Source organism: Lutibacter aestuarii (genome assembly GCF_042676885.1).
In the GTDB taxonomy this organism is placed as follows: Bacteria; Bacteroidota; Bacteroidia; order Flavobacteriales; family Flavobacteriaceae; genus Lutibacter; species Lutibacter aestuarii.
In genome coordinates this window covers 46,277-64,004 of record NZ_JBHTIC010000020.1, presented here as the reverse complement: position 1 = coordinate 64,004, position 17,728 = coordinate 46,277, and the positions used below count along the sequence as shown (strand labels likewise).

Genomic DNA, 17,728 nt, shown 5'->3' with positions numbered 1-17,728 from the left:
AAAGGTTAATGCGTGGCCTGGGCACAAGGTTTAATTTTGTCCATTTGTTTACTTATTTCAGCGGTGCTACGAAGAAGGCTTATGGGATGAAAGTGTTTCAATAGTACTGCCAAGATGGGTTTAGAAACCTCATTCTCCCTATCGGAAAATTTTGCGGAATCGTCTGAAATCTTTTCACCTTCTGCATAAAACATAAGAAACGTTCGCTCAATGTCAGGTATATTTTTCATGTCCTTTCTTCCAGCAAATATATTAGACACCATCATTCTTCCTCCCCTGTCGAGTATTTCAGCTATGTCGGTTGTTAATTGATTTATTTTTTCCTTTTCTTCTTTTGTATTTTCTGACGAAAACAGATTATATAAATCCTCTGTACAGTACATTATACTAGTGGAGGATATCTTAGACATAAGTTGCATGCCGTATAAATCATATTTTCTTTTACAATTCTTTTCTGCTGCGGTTGTTGCTATCAAAGAATCGACTGACATTTGATATTTAAAGATCATATAGGTGCATTTGGTCTCGGCAGAATAGTTATCCAGTTGTTCCAAGTATGCCCCCATTCTTTTGAACTTGTCTTTAAATGCGGCCTCAAACTTTTTCTGGGCCTCAGTATCTGCTTTTTTCTGCGCCTCTCCAAAAAATTCCTGCGCTTCGCCCATGATGTCACCGAGGTTAAGTTCTTGTGCCTTTGTTCCAGTACTTATGAGCAGAAAGAGTATTGTGTAAACTAATATTTTTTTCATGTGTTACATTTTATAATGGTTCAATTTTATTAAAACCCGCCCATGGTGGTGTATTCTTCTTTCTTTATGGTCATACCTTCTTCCTTGAGTTCGATGCATACCATACTAAAGTTGTCCTTTTTCTTCTTGGCAGACTCAAAATGCATTTCCATGAACATGGTGTTCTCACCAAGCGGCAATATGCTAGATGGAAGATTCTCGGCATTGGCTATGCCGCCTAAATACCCCACCGGGGTATCATTGGTAATCCATACTTTGGAGATGCCATCTTTACTGGTAATCTGATAGCCTTTGCATACGTAGCCCAAAATAACCTTATCGGCAATGGGGGTAATCTTAATGTCCTCCATGGCTTTTTGGTTTTTTTCCTCCATTTTTTTGGTCAGTTTTTCAATCATTTTTTTACTGGAAGGAATTTTCATGGCGGTCTTACGTTTCCCATCGTCGTTGAACATGACCATGGCTTGGTTTTCCAAGTCCATAACGGCAATGCTATTGGTCTGGCCCTGATCGTACTTGTTGCCAAAATAACGTTGGCCCGGTTCCATCCAATATTGGATTTCTGTCTCCTCTTTTTGGGAGGTGATTTTCATGGTGGCCCTATAGGAGAATTCATAAACATCGGGAATTCCTTTTAATCCAGAAGCACCTGCAAGCATACCTGTCATTTTTTTCTGAATAGCAGCTTCTTTAGCCTTATTTTGCTTTTGCTGATCTAGGTTTTTTTCGGTCTCGCCTATGTTCTTGGAGGTGTTTCCGCCTATAGTGCTCCCTGTGGTTTTGTTCTTAGTTGTTTTGTTCCCTTTTTTTCCTTGGGTAATGGAGTCTATGGCCTTGTCCGTTCCTTTTGAAACCTCTTCATCCGTACGGTTTAAGATGGTCCGCTCAACTGCTTCCTTTGCCTTTTTCTTCAATTTCTTCAGAAACTGAGCCTCTGCTGAATAGGATACTGCAAGTCCACATATCATCAGTAATAAAAATCTTTTTTTCATAATAGTAGTATTAATTATTCTTTATATTTCATTGAGATAACAGACTGAGAAGGGGCTGTGTCTTTCCGTTACATTTTTGATGCGATATTTTCTTCTTTATTGATTACTAAGGTCTGTACAACTTTGTTTTCCAATAGAATGTTGAGTTGGTATTTCCCATTTTTCAGATGGTCTATACTCATATAAATCTTATCGTGTTCCATTCTCTTGTCTCTTGTTTATGTTCTTTAGGAATATCCTAAGTTGATGTGATCATTTAATGGAATACTAAATTAGAACGGAAAATACTTTATGGATAGAATATATGTTTTCAATGATAGAACATATGTTTACAACAGTTTTAAACCATTTATTTACTGTGGTTTACAAATATATTCATTAGGAGTACAGCCTTCTATTTCCTTAAAACATTTGTTGAAGTAGGAAGGCGTGTTGAATCCAACTTGATAAGCAATTTCAGAAATGGAGGCATCAGATTTGCGTAATAGTTCCTTAGCCAGGTTAATGCGCTGCATCCGAACAAATTCTGTGGTCGACATTCCTGTAATAGCACTAAGTTTTTTGTGTAATTGTGAGCGGCTTATGTGCATGAGTTTAGAGAACCTTTCGCTCGTAAATTCAGGAGAAGTAATGTGTTTATCCAAAACCTGCTGGAGACGTGTTAAAAATTCGGCTTCTATTTTTGTGGGAACAAGTCCGGGGTCTACCTTAAAAGTTTTGGAGTAATGCTCCCGAAGCCGTCTTCTGTTCTCCAAAAGCTTTTCCACCCGAACCTTTAAAATATTAGGATTAAAGGGCTTTGTTACATAGGCATCAGCACCAGTTTCAAGACCCTTCAACTGGTTTTCTTCACTGGCTTTTGCAGTCAGTAATAATACAGGTACATGACTGGTTAATTGATTACCCTTTATTTGTTTGCAGAATTCAATACCATTTTGCACGGGCATCATGACATCGCTTATAATGAGGTCGGGAAGGTTCTTCAAAGCCATTTCAAAACCTTCTTTTCCATTTCTGGCCTTCATGACCTTATAATCATCATTAAAAATAGACATGGTATATTTTAAAACATCCTTATCGTCTTCTACAATAAGTAAAGAAGCTTTTTGGGCTGGCTGCAATATGGCTTCGACGGAGTCTATGGGGTCACTATCCGGTATAGGGAAATGTTTTAATGTATTTGTATCATAGCTCTCCTGGGTAATGGGTATGGTAAGGGTAAACTGGATTTTGTCTTCTCCAATATTGTTTGCAATAATACTTCCCATAGACAGGTCCACGAGTTCCCTGACCAGAGCCAGACCCACCCCGACTCCTTCGGCTGACTCATTGTTCTGGTAAAAACGTTGGAACAGTTTGCTCAAATCTTCAATTTCCATCTCGTTGGTGGAATTCAGAATGGAAAAAACAAAACTGTCCTCTGTCCGCTCCGCGTTCACTAGGACTTCACTATTCTTCGGAGCGTATTTTACGGCATTTGACAATAGATTGGATATTATTTTTTCAATCACGTCCCTATCAAACCAAGCATTGTCAATCTTTTTGAAGCTGTAGGTAATGGTGATGTGTTTTTCCTTGGCGATATATCCAAAAGCTTCTATCAGCTGTACCAACAGTCCCCTTAGATCTCCCTTGGCAACATTGAGCTGTAGATGGCCAGAATCTATCATGGATAGGTCCAACATTTGATTGACCAGCCCTAGTAGTCTTTGGGCATTGTTTTTAATGAGGGAAAGTTCTTTTTCATCCTCATCGGAAAGATCTGTTCGGCTCAATTGATGCTCTATTGGCCCCGAAATAAGGGTGAGTGGGGTTCGTATTTCATGGGAAATATCCGTGTAGAGTTTTGTCTTTAGTTCATCAAGCTTTTGAAATCTGTTTTTTTCCATTTCAATATGGTAAAATTTGTGGCCCAGTCCCATGGAAAATACAAGTAGTTCCAAGAAAACTCCTAATTGGGAAATATTGAAACTATAAAAGCCAAAAACGTTGTTGGATTCCACACCCCCTGAAAATGTATCCTGATTCCCTAAATTTAAAGCAACCATGCTAAATCCTATAAGGAAAAAATTTCCAAGGAAAATATAATACCGTAATGGAGATTTTACCACAATGAAGGCTCTGATCACGGCATAAATTCCATATAAATGTAAGGGTAGTAAAAGCAAGTTTAAGTGTCTTTTTACCAATAAAAAATCTTTGGTCAGGAGTACATAAAGGAATATAGAAATTGCAGCTACATAGGTGGCAATGGAAAACCACTTGAGTTCTCGTGAAAATTTGGCATGATGTTCCCGAATTTCCGCAAATGAGTCTACAAAAGCAATAAAAATTCCTGATATTAAAAATAACAGTGGAGCCAAAAAATAATAGGTGGTATTATAATTTTTAAAAAACAGCTGCAATTCTAATTTAAGGTCTATTCTTAAAAAGAAATAGGTGGCAAATATCAAAATATAAACACTGTACAATACATAATCCTGCTTCCTTAATCTAAAATACAGCAGTAGCATAAAAATACCAATGGCAATAAAGCATCCTTGGAAGATAAATGTGATAAATACGGCCACGGCCATATTTGTAAAGTGCCACGGCTGTTCAATTTCAAAATCATAGACAGCAGGTACATTACCCCAAACCCCATCATAGTTACTAGAAATCACTTGAAAATTATATTTGCCGGGGGGTAGATTGGTATAGCGTACCTCATTGTTGTTCCCCGCATAAACCCAGCCTTCATCATGGCCTGCTAAACGGTATTTATACTCATTCAATTTGGGTTGAGAAAACTGCAGAGATGAAAAGGTGAAGGTGATAGTGTTTTGCGTGTGCTTTAAAGGAACATTTTCTGTAAGGTTACGACTTGTATTGAAAACCTTTACATTGGTGATTACAGTTTTGGGTTTGAAAGGATTGGTCTTCAGTTGCTCCGGCTTGAACCAGTTTAGCCCTTCCAGTCCACCGAAGTAGAGTGTGCCATCGCTTCCTTTAAAGTAGGCCCCGGTATTGAATTCATAGGATTGCAGGCCATCATAATTTTCATAATTCTCAATAGAGGGTTTCCCGTTTATACTGGAAAATTTAGAAATCCCCTTATTGGTGCTCAACCATAAATTATTTCCTATATCCGGTAGAATACCATATATGACATTATTAGGGAGGCCGTCCCGAGTGGTAAAGTGCTGTATGTTCCCATTGGATGGGACATAAGATTTCAGTCCGTTCCCATTAGTGCCTATCCAAAGGGTATCTGCTTTATAATACAGAGATTTAATTTTATCAGGCACCGATTTGATTTCAGTAATGATATGGGTTGTCATATCCAAAGAAAAGAGGCCGTTTTGTTCGGTTCCTATCCAGAGGATATTCTGCTTTCCGGGTTCGGCGGTTCGTATATTGTTAGATGTCAGTGTTGAGTTATGCGTGGTATATTGGATCGTTTTTCCTTTCGATTTGTCATAGAGAATTAATCCCTGATTACGGGTACATAACCATAAGCGATCTTTTGGGGCATTTAGAATTTTCCAAATGGTCATGTTTTGCGTTTCCGGGGTAGTGGTTATCCTACCGTCGGAATCCATCATTTGCAAACCATAACCCTGATGACCGATCCAAAGAGTCTTACCATCGTAATAGAGGGACATAATCCGATTTCCCAATAAATTGGAGGTTTCAGCTTTGATGGTTTTGTATTCCCGGGTATCCAAACGGGCTTTTGTTAACCCCTTTCCCGATGTTCCTAGCCAGATAGTACCATTCTCCTCTGCAATAGCCCTGATAACATCCACATGGATATCTTGTGGGAGTTGTTTACTGATAAGCGTGTTAAATTTTGTAAGGTATTGGTCAAAATAGCTTAGACCTGCCCCGTCTGTACCCAGCCAAACTGTTCCTGAATTATCTTCAAATAAGGATAGTATGTCGTTATAGTGAATGGCGTTCGGGTTATTCTTGTTTGCCATAAAATGGCTGATACTTTCTGAAGAGAAATCAATAATGTACAGTCCTTGACCATAGGTGGCTACCCAAAGCCTACTATTTTTATCCACCAATAGATCCAGGATGACTAAATCTTTTGGGAATATTTCCTGACCGAACCCCTTGAACTGTTCTAGACCATCATCATATGAGGACATAAAGAGTCCATTTCCATAGCTTCCCACATAGATTTTATCGTCTTTTTGACTAAAGGAACTAAAATTGATTCCAGACATGCTATGAACCTTGTCCAAGGTGTTTTCTTTTGTATTCAACTTGAACACCCCTCCCGAAGCGGCGATCCAAATGTCTTTTTTGTATTCTATGAGGTCATAAATACTCAGACTTTGGTCTACTTTATCCAAAACCTGTAAAGTGTCCTCTACATTATAGGGTATCCTGTAAAGGCCATTTCCAAAAGTGCCCACATAAAGACTTTTCTCAGCATCTTCATAGATGATACTAGCACTATCAATGGCCTGCACTTTTTGAAACTTCTCATTTCTTGAGTCATAAAATTGTAAGACTCCAGGGTTGGTAATGGCCCACAAGGTGTTTTTTTTATCAATGTAGACTTTGCCCAGTTTACTATACGAAGGTCTGGTTACGTCTTCGAATTGTTCTTGGAAAATTTTGAATTCCCTACCGTCATATTGATTGAGTCCGTCCTGTGTGGCAAACCAAAGAAATCCGGTAGTGTCTTGGGCTATGCTAACCACACTGTTTTGGGAAAGACCATCGTTTACTGTAAGATCGTTAAATGAGAACCTATCTTGAATTATTGATGAATTTTGTGCATTACCCGATATATAATTCCCAATATAGAGAATCATGATTATTATCTTAAAAGGGACAGACAGGACATGATATTTATGGTCGCAAATAATATGCAATGCTCTTAACGATTAAGGTTTAGTCTTTACAATATACTCTTTTTTTGGACTTGCAACAAAAAACTGAACAATTAGTTGAATGACTATGTTGCTAGTTTGAGGTTATACATATCTAATTCAAATTCTCTTATAGTTCTATTCCCTAAAAAGGAATGTCATCTTTTATTGTTGTACCAAGTTTCTATACATCCAAAGATGGATAACTCCGTTTCAGATCTCAATTTATAATTGTGCCTATAAACCCATTCTACCTTTAATGATTTAAAGAAGGATTCTGCAATAGCATAATCCCAGCAATTACCTTTTACTCATTACATTTTATTTTTAATTAAGGTATTCGTGATGTGCTTCGAAGTTCTACTCATTGATTGGTTTACTAAACCATTGTAACTTTTAATTAAAGAGGTAAACTTATGGCTGGCATATTGTATGCCTCGATCGGAATGAAAAATTAAAGGCTGGGTTAAGGTTGTTTTCTTTATAGCCATATACCAAGCTTTAATAATAGTATCCTCTGTGCTCAGATTGTCACTTAGAGCCTATCCAACAACTTTGCGGTTAAACAAATCAATAATGACAGTAAGGTATAACCAGCCATATTTGGTTTTTATATAGGTAATATCACTTACCCAAACTTGATTCTGCCTGCTTACTTCAAAATTTTGGTTTAATAAATTAGTTGTTATTGGGTAATTATGCTTATTATCGGTGGTTGCTTTAAACTTACGTTTTCGTTTTGCAAACAAATAATTAGCACTCATAATACGAGCCACTCTAGGCTTTGATATTTTATAACCTAATGACTCCAGCTCTGTTTTTATTCTAGGTGAACCATAGCTTTGAAAACTATCTTTAAATATAGATTTAATAAGCGTAGTTATTTTTTGATTTTCTAACCATAATTTACTTGGTCCTGATTGTAACCAATGGTAGGTAATAACCGCTTTTGCTTACTTTTAATATTTGACACATCGTCTCGATAGGAAATCTCATAAGAGGTTGTTTTATAAACCTGTATTTTTCTTGTCGCTCGCAGAGAATATGCTGATTGCCTTTTTTAAGATGTCACGTTCTAACTCGGCTTCTTTTAAATCCTTTTTTAATCGAGCTATCTCTTTTTCTTCATCGGTCATTTTAGGATTACCACGGCCTGGAAAACTGTTCTTACCGTAATCTTTTAATTCTCAACGCCAACGGTAAAATACTGATGGAAATATGTCCAAGTCTTCACATACTTGTTTTACATTGCCTTTGGCATAACTAACTCGACTGCTTTTTGTTTAAATTCTAAAGTGTAATGTTTAGATTTTCTTCTCATAATTGCTAAGATAAAAACTAACTAACATATTCTCTCATCTTTATGTCCAGTCTAATATAGGAAGTCCAATCTTAAAATAATCTTTTTCAAAAGACAGATGATTAAGTTACTACAAGAGCTATTCCGAATATAGTAGTTGTCTATATAAATTTGTAGAGTAAAGTTAATTAAGGGTTATTGTACTAGAAATTATTTATAAATACAAATGCTAAACATCGCAATACTTACAATTATGAATAAAATTTTTAAAAAAACAATTCTTTGATTTATAGTATTTATTTGTTTTAAATAGTTGTTGAGCTTAATTTCTATTAAATTGTTTGAATATGCGCTATTTTTTAATTCCAAATTTCCAATTTACTTTGATTATTATTTTATAAATATAATTTGGGGTTTTCTAGGGGGTAATTTTCAGGTATTTAATCATTAAACTTTTTTGGGAACTTCATTTTTTGATCCATCTCTTTTTTTAAGTCCATTGCTTTAATGTATAGCGACATTTTACTTCGAATAAAATATAGAATGGCAATAATTATTGCTGCAATAGGTATAGTATAAATAAATTCTACAGTATCAACATACTGTATGCTATCATTAATAACCGCAATTAACTGAAATAAGTATACTGAAATTGGAATTAAAATTGCATGAACCCACCAATGCTTATTTGTAATGAACCAGATAAAAAGTAGTAGTAATGGTACAAATTTTGAAAAAAAGTAGTAGATGTAGTTTTGAGCCTTTACATAATGCCCTCCCTTAATTACACCTATAATTGTATTCCAGTCTTCAGGTTGATAAGGGTCATCTGGAAATAATACAGGGACAGATTGGTAAAAGTATAATAAGTAAGGTGTAATAACGATTAAAAATATTATAATGCTTCCAATAAATAGCGATGATCTTTTATTATTTTTAAACATGCCTTGTATAACTAATTTTGCCTAACAAATATAGTTAAATTATTAAAATCACAAAATGAAAAACACAAAAACCACAATAATGTGATACTATTGTGGTATTTTAGATGTTAAATCTAAATATTTAAATAAAGACTAGCCTCTTGTTGGTAAAAACATTTGACCAGACTTTTTAATAGCTTGGCTGTCTGAAGTTGAACTTAAAACAATTGTTGCAAAAAATCCTGCTACAAGTAGCAATCCGAAAATTAATTTTAATTTTTTCATTTTTAGTAAGAATTAAATGATTAGTAAGAACATCAAATATAACTAAAAACTTATGTATAAACAAAGGAATTCCTGCATTATTTTTGTAGTTTTTAAAAAATAACGAGGTTGAATAGTATTAAATTTCTATAATTTACAAGGCTTTAGCTTGATTTTATAAAAATTAAAATATTCTTAAAATTTTTAATAAAATTTCTATTTTGGAGATGTTTAAAAGCTCAAAAATCAATTTTTAATAGATAAAATTGGGTGATTTTATCTTAAAAACGATTGAATTACAAATCCTCTCCGTAAAAATTTGCAATATATAGGGACGCTCTTATAGAGCAAATGTAAAAAATAATATTGATATTTGCAAGTAAAATATTAAAAATAATACCATTTATTGATGAAATCACGTATTTTATATGATAAAATATGTTTTTTGTTAAATTTAGTTATTGGAATATATTGTAGCTTTTTTTCCTCTTGAGAATCCTATTAGGCAAATTCCAAATTCTTTTGCAAAATCAACTGCTAAGCTTGAGCAGGCTGAAACTGCAATTACGAAAGGAATTTTTGCAATAAATGCTTTTGAGATAATTTCGTACGAAACTCTACCACTTACTAACATACAATTTACTTTATCTAATGTTTTATTTTGTAATAGTTCTCCTATAACTTTGTCAACAGCATTATGTCGGCCAATATCTTCTTTAATACTTAAAATTTGATAGTTGCTATTAAATAAGGCAGCTGCATGTGATCCACCAGATATTTCGAAAGTGTCTTGTTGTTCTTTCATTTTAGAAAACATGTTTTCTATTCGGTTAAAATCAAAATCAAAATTATTATTTAGCTTAATTCCATTGACCGAGATATCATCTAATTTTTGTTTGCCACAAATCCCACATGAAGATACAGATAGTAGTGTTCTTTTATTTAAGTAACCTTTTCCTAACTTGGTTTTAGGAATAATTGTATTAATTATAGAAAAGCCATTTTCTCTCTTTTCAATCAATTCAAAATTTACGTTGTCTTTTTCTTTATAAATATCTTCAGCATATAATAATCCACGTATTAATTCTATATCATCACCAGGAGTTCTCATAACTACTGTATAGGGCTCGCTATTGATATTTATTTGAAGAGCTGCTTCAACAACAAGTGCATCTTTTACTTTTTTTAGTGTTCCTTTTTTTATTTGTAAACCTTCGTAGGTTAGTGTTTGCATAAATTAATAATTAAAGACGTTCAAAATCAACCGCTACAACTTTGTACTCTGGAGTTAAAGTTTCTTTATCTCCAACACTTCCTGTAATAATATTAATAAATACCTCAGGTTGATGAAAAGTAGTTCTTAAAACCCCTCTTTTTACGTTTTTAGAATATTTAATAGGAATAACAACGCTTCCTCTGTCAGAAATTACTCTAACGGTTTCATTATCATTGATTCCTTTGCTTATAGCATCTTTAGGGTGAACTTCTAATACATCTTCGGAAAGGATTGTTTGGTTATCAGTTCTTCTAGTCATGGTTCCAGAATTGTAATGTTCTAATTCTCTTCCTGTTGTTAAAATAAAAGGATATTTTTTGCCATGTGAAACAATCTCTGGAGATTCTTCGAAATCAAATGAATGAAAAGTTCCTATTCCTTTTTTAAAATTCCCATTAATATGTAACATAGGTGTATCGGTACCATCTTCAAGAATTGGCCATTGTAAGCCATTTTCTCCCAAGCGTTCCCAAGTTAGACCTTTCATAAAAGGAATAACATCAGCAATTTCTTTAATTACATCTTTAGCATCATAAGTTAAGCCTGTTGGCTGTTGATACCCTAAACGACTCATAAGGTCTATAATAATTTGTCCATCAGGTTTTGTATTTCCAATAGGTTCAATTACTTTATTAACACGTTGTATTCTTCTTTCTCCGTTGGTAAATGTTCCATTTTTTTCAAAATAAGAGGAAGCAGGTAATACTACATCTGCCATTTCGGAAGTAGCGGTCATAAATAATTCTTGGACAACAATTAATTCTAAATTTTCAAAGGCTTTAATACTATGGTTTGTGTTTGGGTCTGTCATTATGGTGTCTTCACCCATAATATATAAGGCTTTTAATTTTCCATTTATTGCAGCATTTAACATTTGAGGTATTTTTAAACCTTCATGTTCGGGCATTTTATCAACTCCATATTTTTCTGCATAATATTGTTGAATTTTAGGATCGTTAATATCTAAATACCCAGCACCTTGGTGAGGTTGTACCCCCATATCAGCAGCACCTTGTACATTATTTTGTCCTCGTAAAGGATTTAATCCAACTCCTTTTCTACCAATATTTCCAGTCATCATTGCTAAATTGGAAAGAAGCATTACAGTTTTACTTCCTTGAAAGTGTTCGGTAACCCCTAAACCGTGAAATTCCATAGCTCTTTCAGCTTTTGCGTAAGCTATTGCGGCTTTTTGTGCTAATTCTTTTGAAACACCTGTTAGTTTTTCTAACTCATTAATGTCTAAATTATCAACATGTTCTTTAAATTCTTCATATTTTTCAGTGTACGAATTGATAAAATGATGATTTACCAAGTCTTCTTTAATGATAAAATAGGCAAGCATATTTAAAATTGCAACATTGGTACCAGGTCTTATTTGCAAATGATAATCAGCTAATTCAGCCAAAGATGTTTTAATAGGGTCAACTACTATTGAAGTGACCCCTTTCATAAAAGCTTGTTTTATTTTGGCTCCAGTTACAGGATGTCCTTTTACAGGGTTGGCTCCAAACAAGAAAATAGCATCGGTTTGTTTTAAATCTTCAATGGAATTTGTTGCGGCACCTGTACCAAATGATTGCTGCATACCAAATGCTGTTGGTGCATGGCATACTCTAGCACAACCATCTATATTGTTTGTTCCAATAGCTACACGAATCATTTTTTGCATTAAATAGTTTTCTTCATTTGTGGCTCTAGATGAAGAAAATCCGCCTATTGCATCTGCTCCGTAGTTGTTTTTAATTTCTTTTAATTTTTTAGCAATAAAATCATAAGCTTCATCCCAAGTAACAACTTCAAATTTTCCGTTTTTTTTAATCATAGGCTCTTTTAACCTATCAGGATGATTGTAAAATTGAAACGCAAAGCGACCTTTTAAGCAGGTATGACCTTCGTTGACTTCGGCAGTTTCTGGAGCTTGAATTCCTTTAATTTCTCCATTAATTACTGAAACATCTAACTGACAACCAACTCCACAATACGTACATGTTGTTCTTACAGTTTTATCGGCTTTTAATGTTTTGGTTTCAAATTTATCAGTTAAAGCTTCTGTTGGGCAAGTTTGTACGCAAGCACCACAAGAAACACAAGCAGATAAATTAAAAGTAGTATCAAATCCTTTAATAATGTTAGTTGCAAAACCTCTGCCAGACATTCCTAAAATCATTTCTCCTTGAATTTCTTCACAGGCTCTTACACAACGAAAACAATTGATGCATTGAGATAAATCAGATTTTATATACGGATGCTCTCTGTCTGGTTGTATGTTTAAATGGTTTTTACCTTGTGGATATCGAACATTAGGAATGCCAATTTGTGCAATTGTTTTTTGGAACGGAGTAGCACTTTTGTTATCAGAAGGAAAAACTTTGTCTGAAGGGTAATCTGTTAACACAAGTTCAACAATATTTTTACGTAATTTTTGAATGCGTTCTGTGTGAGGATAAATGTACAATCCTTCAGAAATAGGAGTGTGGCAAGAAGCCATAGTTTTGGTTACACCATCTTTTTCACGAGCTACTTCAACCGAACAAACTCTACAAGAACCAAAATTTTCCAAGCGATTATCCTGACACATCGTAGGAATTGCATTTTTATCTTGTTCAATTCTTCTAATGAACTCTAAAATAGTTTCACCTTGGTTAAATTCATATGCAATATTATTGATATAAGCTGTCATAGTTGTTTATTTTGAAGTGAAATATTGGGATAATTCTTCAGAAAAATATTGAAGTGCATTTTTAACAGGTAAAGGAACTCCACCGCCTAATGCACATAAAGAACCAATTTCTAAGGTTTCTAATAAATCATCAAATAATTGACGGTTTATTCGATAGTTTTCGTTTTGAGCTTTTTGAAGCATTTCCATTCCTCTAAATGAACCAATTCTACAAGGGTAACATTTGCCACAAGATTCATCAGCAGTAAACTCCATTAAGTGCTCTAAAAATTTTATCATTGGAAATTCTGATGGAATAGAAACTACACTAGCATGCCCCAGTAAGAAGCCTTTTGTATTAAAACTCTCAAAATCGAGTGTTAATTCTCCTATTTTGTTCATTGGAACAATTCCGCCAAGTGGACCGCCAATTTGAAAAGCTTTAATAGTTTCTTTGAATCCATTTCCAAATTCATAAAAAATGGTATGCAAATCAGTCCCCATTTCAATTTCATACATTCCAGGGGTATTAAAAAAACTATCTAATGAAACTAATTTAGTGCCTGCTGATTGTTTAGTGCCAAGTTTTGAGTAACTGTCCCCTCCATTTTCTAAAATCCAATGAATATTTGCAAATGTTTCAACATTGCTTAAAACGGTTGGCTTGCCATATAAACCATATTGAGCAGGATATGGAGGGCGTACCCTAACTTCAGGTCTTAAGCCTTCAATGGAATTTAACAATGCAGTTTCTTCTCCACAAACGTAAGAACCTTGTCCTCTAATTATTTTAAATTTAAAATTGGTAATTAATTTTTTTTCGTTTAGTTCTTCAATTGCATATTGGATATTTCTAATAGAATCTGGATATTCACCTCTAATATATAAAACACCAGTATTAGCTCCTACAGTAAGTCCAGATACATACATTCCAAACAAAACTTTGTGAGGTTGATGCTCCATTAAATACATGTCTGAATACGCTCCAGGATCGCCTTCATCAGCATTACAAACAATATATTTTTGGTTGTTATCTTCTTTAATAACTGCATCTAATTTAAACCAAAAAGGGAAACCAGCTCCTCCGCGTCCTCTTAAATTTGAAATTTTTAATTCTTGAATAACTTGTTTAGGATTGTTTTTATACTTTTTTACTAAAGCATAAAATTTAACAATATCTTCAACTTTTGAAGTTAAAATAGGGGCGGTGTTACAATTAATATGGTAGTTGTTTGCTTGGTGATTGTTGTTAGAAATAATAGCTGATAACTCTTGTTTATTAGAAGTAGTATAGGTTTTGCCCTTATACATAAATGCACTGTTGGTATGGCAACGCCCAACACAAGCCGCATGTCCAATTTCTTCTTTTTTAAAATGTTGTTCAATATTTTTTTGAAGACCTACTTGTGTTTTTGCAACCATACAAGCTGTTCCACTGCAAACATGTATTTTTTTATTTCGGTTTTCTTCTTTTGTAAAATCGTAAAAAGAAGAAGTTCCAAAAATTACAGAGTCATCAACCATAAATCGTTTTGCTAATGCTTGAAACTCTTCTTTTGAAGCATCTCTATGCGATAAATCTGCAATATTTTCGAATAAATTATCATCCAATCCTTTTCTTGATGATAAAGAGCGTATATTTTTATTTGCCATTTTAATGTATCTAATAGGCTAAAAATACTAAAAAAAAATTGATGTATGCAAAAACTATTGTTACACAGTATTTTACTTTGAAAATTGGGTTTTTTCCAAAAGTTAAATGATATTTTGTAAAAGGTAAAATTACTTAACAATCCTTAAAAATGATTATACTTTAAAAGCCTATTTACAAGGTGTATAGAAATGTGTTATTAAAATAATTAAAGGACTTCTATTTTCTTACAGATCAATACAATTTTATGGTTATTTATATCAGTGGTGAAAAATAGATATTGATTACCACCGTCTTTTAACCCAGTTTTTTTTCTGATTTGAGCTACTGTTTCAGGAAAATTACGTGTTGTTATGTTTGCTTTTTTTGAAGGAATTAAATGTTTTAGTTGTTTTTTATTATAAGAAATACAATGCAAAATTTCGAAGCTTCTTCCTGGAAAATCAATTAGTGAATTGGAAGTGTATAGGTGAGAATGTTCGTGTAACTTATCAACTTTTAAAAATTCTGAAATTTGGTGAAATGCACCGGCTTTTAAAATAGCTGTATTGGGTTCGAACAAGTATTTTTTAGGTTCTGAAAAAGTAGATTGAGCTTCTTTTTTATAGCTAAAATTAAATTGTTGAACATTATTTTTATTAAAATTTAAGGTTTGTGTGTTTATAGTTTGATTGTAGTTTTTTTCTAATACAAATAATAATTCTTTTACTTCGTTATTAACTGCAATTATATGTATTTCTTTTACAAAAATTAATTCATTTATTGCACTTGAAATATCTAAAATTGGAGAAACTTTTAGTAAAATATGATCAGCTTTTTTAAATAAAAAAGTTAAGTTATCAGGTATATTTGGCAAGCAATCTTTTAATAAAAATACTTTACCTTTAGTATCATTTCTTCGTGAGGGATCTGCATATATCCAATCGAAATTATTAGTTGAATTTTTTAGAAATTCAATGCCATTACCTATATGAGTATAAATGTTTTGAGTGTTGAGTGATTGAAGGTTTTGAGAAACAATTTGAGATAATTCACTATTTATTTCATAATGGATTATATTTTTAATTTTTTTTGAAAAATAATAAGCATCTACACCAAATCCTCCTGTAATATCAATTAAAGAATTTCCTGAAACTAATTTAGCTTTATAGGCTGCTGTTATTTCAGAAGAGGTTTGTTCAATATTTAATTTATTGGGATAATAGATGTTAGGTGAATTAAACCAAGTTGGTAATTTTTTTTGGCAGCGTTTTTTTGCTTCTATTTGCTCAGCAATTTCTTGTATGGAAATAGTTTTAAACGGACTCCCTTTTAAAATTAATGAAGTTAGGTTAGTTTCTAGATTTTTATTGATAAAATCTTGAACCTCTATATTTAAAATATCAATATTCAATTTACTGATTACTTAATTCTACAAGTTTTGTAATTGTTTTCCAGTTTCGTGTTGTAGCGTCAACTTTTAATTTGTGTTCAAATAAATTATTGGTAAGTTTGGTTTTACCAAAACCACTTGGGCAATTCAAATAAATTTTTTTATCATCCAAAATAAACTCATCTTTTGAGTTTGCAGCTAGTTCTTTAATTGGAGCTAAATTATTAATAGTCGTTTTTTGACTTAGCATGGTAACGCACAACTTTGAAATGTCAATTTCAGTATTATTTTTTATAAAGGGATTGGATTTAAAAATACGTTCTAATTCATTTTTTGATATCACCAAAACTTTAACCTCATAATCAAACTTTTTTCTAATGGCATCAATTACAGTTTGTTCTATTTTTGATGTTGTTGTTTCACTTACATTAAAAATTACATTACCACTTTGAATATAGGTTGTAACTTTAGTAAATCCGCAATCGATAAATAATTGTTTAAGCTCAACCATTTTTATAAGGTTTTTACCCGAAACATTTATACCACGTAAAAAAGCAATATAGGTTTTCATAAATTACAAATCTTTTGTTAACGATTTTACTATTTTGTTTTCGGCTAAAAATGCTTTTAAAATTACTTTTATAGCTGTATATGTTGGAATTGCTACAATCATTCCTGTAACTCCAAATAATATTCCAGCAATCATAATTACCAAAAATATTTCAAGTGGATGAGATTTCACACTGTTTGAAAATATTAAAGGTTGACTTAAAAAATTATCAATTAGTTGCGCAATAATATAGCCAATCATTACATAAATTGTGGTGGGTAAAATTTCAGTTTGAAAATCTTGCCCTAAATTACTGCTCATAGTTAAAAATAGCATAATAATACCACCAATTAAAGGACCTATATAAGGAATAAGATTTAACAAAGCACATAAAAATGCGATGACAATAGTGTTTTCAATTCCAAAGATTGCTAATGTAATGCTATAAATAATAAACAAAATAGTGATTTGAACAACCAACCCTATAAAATAACGAGATAGTAAATGATTGATGGTTTTAAGAGATTTTCGTAATTTATTTTCACTTTTGTCATTCACTAAAACATACATAGAATTTTCCATAATATGGGTGTCTTTCATTAAGAAAAAAGTAATAAAAATTACAGAAAACAATCCAATACTTAAATTTCCTAAAGTACCAATTACCGAGTTTAGTAAGTTGGGTATTGCAGTCATATTTTGAAATAAATCAGCATGTTTTAATTCATCTAAAATATCTACTCCCTTTGCTAAAAAATAATCATTTATTTGAATTAGTAAATTTTGAATGTTAGATTGAAGTTGTTCAATGTTTAATAAAGATAAATTTTGACCCTGTTCAATAATTAAAGGAATAAACATGCTTATTAAACCTGAAAAAATTCCAATAAAAATTAACATTGTTGAAATGACTGCCAAGGTGTTGGGAAATTTTAATCTGAGTTTTAAAAAACGAATTATAGGGCTTCCAATTAATGAAATAACTGCTGCAATTGCAATGTAAACGATTATTGATTGAATTTTATATAAGAAATATAAAAGGATAAAAATACCAGTTAATATTGCAATGGCTTTAATGATTCCATTTGAAATAGTATTTGAATTCATTAGTTGTAATTTTA

Annotated in this window: 12 protein-coding genes and 1 pseudogene; all 13 read right to left on the bottom strand. The window is 32.7% G+C overall.

Translation table 11 applies throughout. The features are described from left to right. Window positions 1-5: 5 nt before the first annotated feature. Complete coding sequence (locus ACFQZW_RS12800; protein ID WP_386783481.1) at window positions 6-749, bottom strand: hypothetical protein; 744 nt, start codon at window positions 747-749, stop codon at window positions 6-8. 29 nt (window positions 750-778) lie between these two features. Continuing rightward, window positions 779-1,741, bottom strand: a complete 963-nt coding sequence (locus ACFQZW_RS12795; RefSeq protein WP_386783479.1) for a DUF4412 domain-containing protein — start codon at window positions 1,739-1,741, stop codon at window positions 779-781. A 68-nt stretch (window positions 1,742-1,809) separates the two neighbouring features. Then, window positions 1,810-1,944, bottom strand: coding sequence for a hypothetical protein (locus tag ACFQZW_RS12790; RefSeq protein WP_298288074.1), 135 nt, complete (start codon window positions 1,942-1,944; stop codon window positions 1,810-1,812). Between the two features lie 150 nt (window positions 1,945-2,094). After that, window positions 2,095-6,552 carry a two-component regulator propeller domain-containing protein gene (locus ACFQZW_RS12785; RefSeq protein ID WP_386783476.1) on the bottom strand — a complete coding sequence of 1,486 codons (4,458 nt, stop codon included), beginning with the start codon at window positions 6,550-6,552 and terminating at the stop codon, window positions 2,095-2,097. 143 nt (window positions 6,553-6,695) lie between these two features. Continuing rightward, a pseudogene (locus ACFQZW_RS12780) lies at window positions 6,696-7,930 on the bottom strand (IS3 family transposase). Between the two features lie 419 nt (window positions 7,931-8,349). Next, window positions 8,350-8,853: a hypothetical protein gene (locus ACFQZW_RS12775; protein ID WP_298264093.1), complete on the bottom strand. Its 504-nt coding sequence runs from the start codon at window positions 8,851-8,853 to the stop codon at window positions 8,350-8,352. A 132-nt stretch (window positions 8,854-8,985) separates the two neighbouring features. Further along, window positions 8,986-9,117 carry a hypothetical protein gene (locus tag ACFQZW_RS12770; protein WP_298264094.1) on the bottom strand — a complete coding sequence of 44 codons (132 nt, stop codon included), beginning with the start codon at window positions 9,115-9,117 and terminating at the stop codon, window positions 8,986-8,988. Window positions 9,118-9,550: 433 nt separating this feature from the next. Beyond that, window positions 9,551-10,330: a formate dehydrogenase accessory sulfurtransferase FdhD gene (gene fdhD / locus ACFQZW_RS12765; protein ID WP_298264095.1), complete on the bottom strand. Its 780-nt coding sequence runs from the start codon at window positions 10,328-10,330 to the stop codon at window positions 9,551-9,553. Window positions 10,331-10,340: 10 nt separating this feature from the next. Then, window positions 10,341-13,055, bottom strand: coding sequence for a formate dehydrogenase subunit alpha (gene fdhF, locus ACFQZW_RS12760; RefSeq protein ID WP_372801846.1), 2,715 nt, complete (start codon window positions 13,053-13,055; stop codon window positions 10,341-10,343). 6 nt (window positions 13,056-13,061) lie between these two features. Beyond that, a complete protein-coding gene (locus ACFQZW_RS12755) occupies window positions 13,062-14,687 on the bottom strand; it encodes an NADH-ubiquinone oxidoreductase-F iron-sulfur binding region domain-containing protein (protein WP_386783472.1) in 1,626 nt (541 codons plus the stop codon). 206 nt (window positions 14,688-14,893) lie between these two features. Further along, window positions 14,894-16,078: a THUMP-like domain-containing protein gene (locus tag ACFQZW_RS12750; protein ID WP_386783470.1), complete on the bottom strand. Its 1,185-nt coding sequence runs from the start codon at window positions 16,076-16,078 to the stop codon at window positions 14,894-14,896. A 1-nt stretch (window position 16,079) separates the two neighbouring features. After that, window positions 16,080-16,628: a DUF1697 domain-containing protein gene (locus ACFQZW_RS12745; protein WP_298264101.1), complete on the bottom strand. Its 549-nt coding sequence runs from the start codon at window positions 16,626-16,628 to the stop codon at window positions 16,080-16,082. A gap of 3 nt (window positions 16,629-16,631) precedes the next feature. After that, the gene (locus ACFQZW_RS12740) at window positions 16,632-17,714 is read right to left on the bottom strand and encodes an AI-2E family transporter (RefSeq protein ID WP_298264102.1); all 1,083 of its coding nucleotides are present in this window, start codon (window positions 17,712-17,714) and stop codon (window positions 16,632-16,634) included. Window positions 17,715-17,728 lie beyond the last annotated feature (14 nt).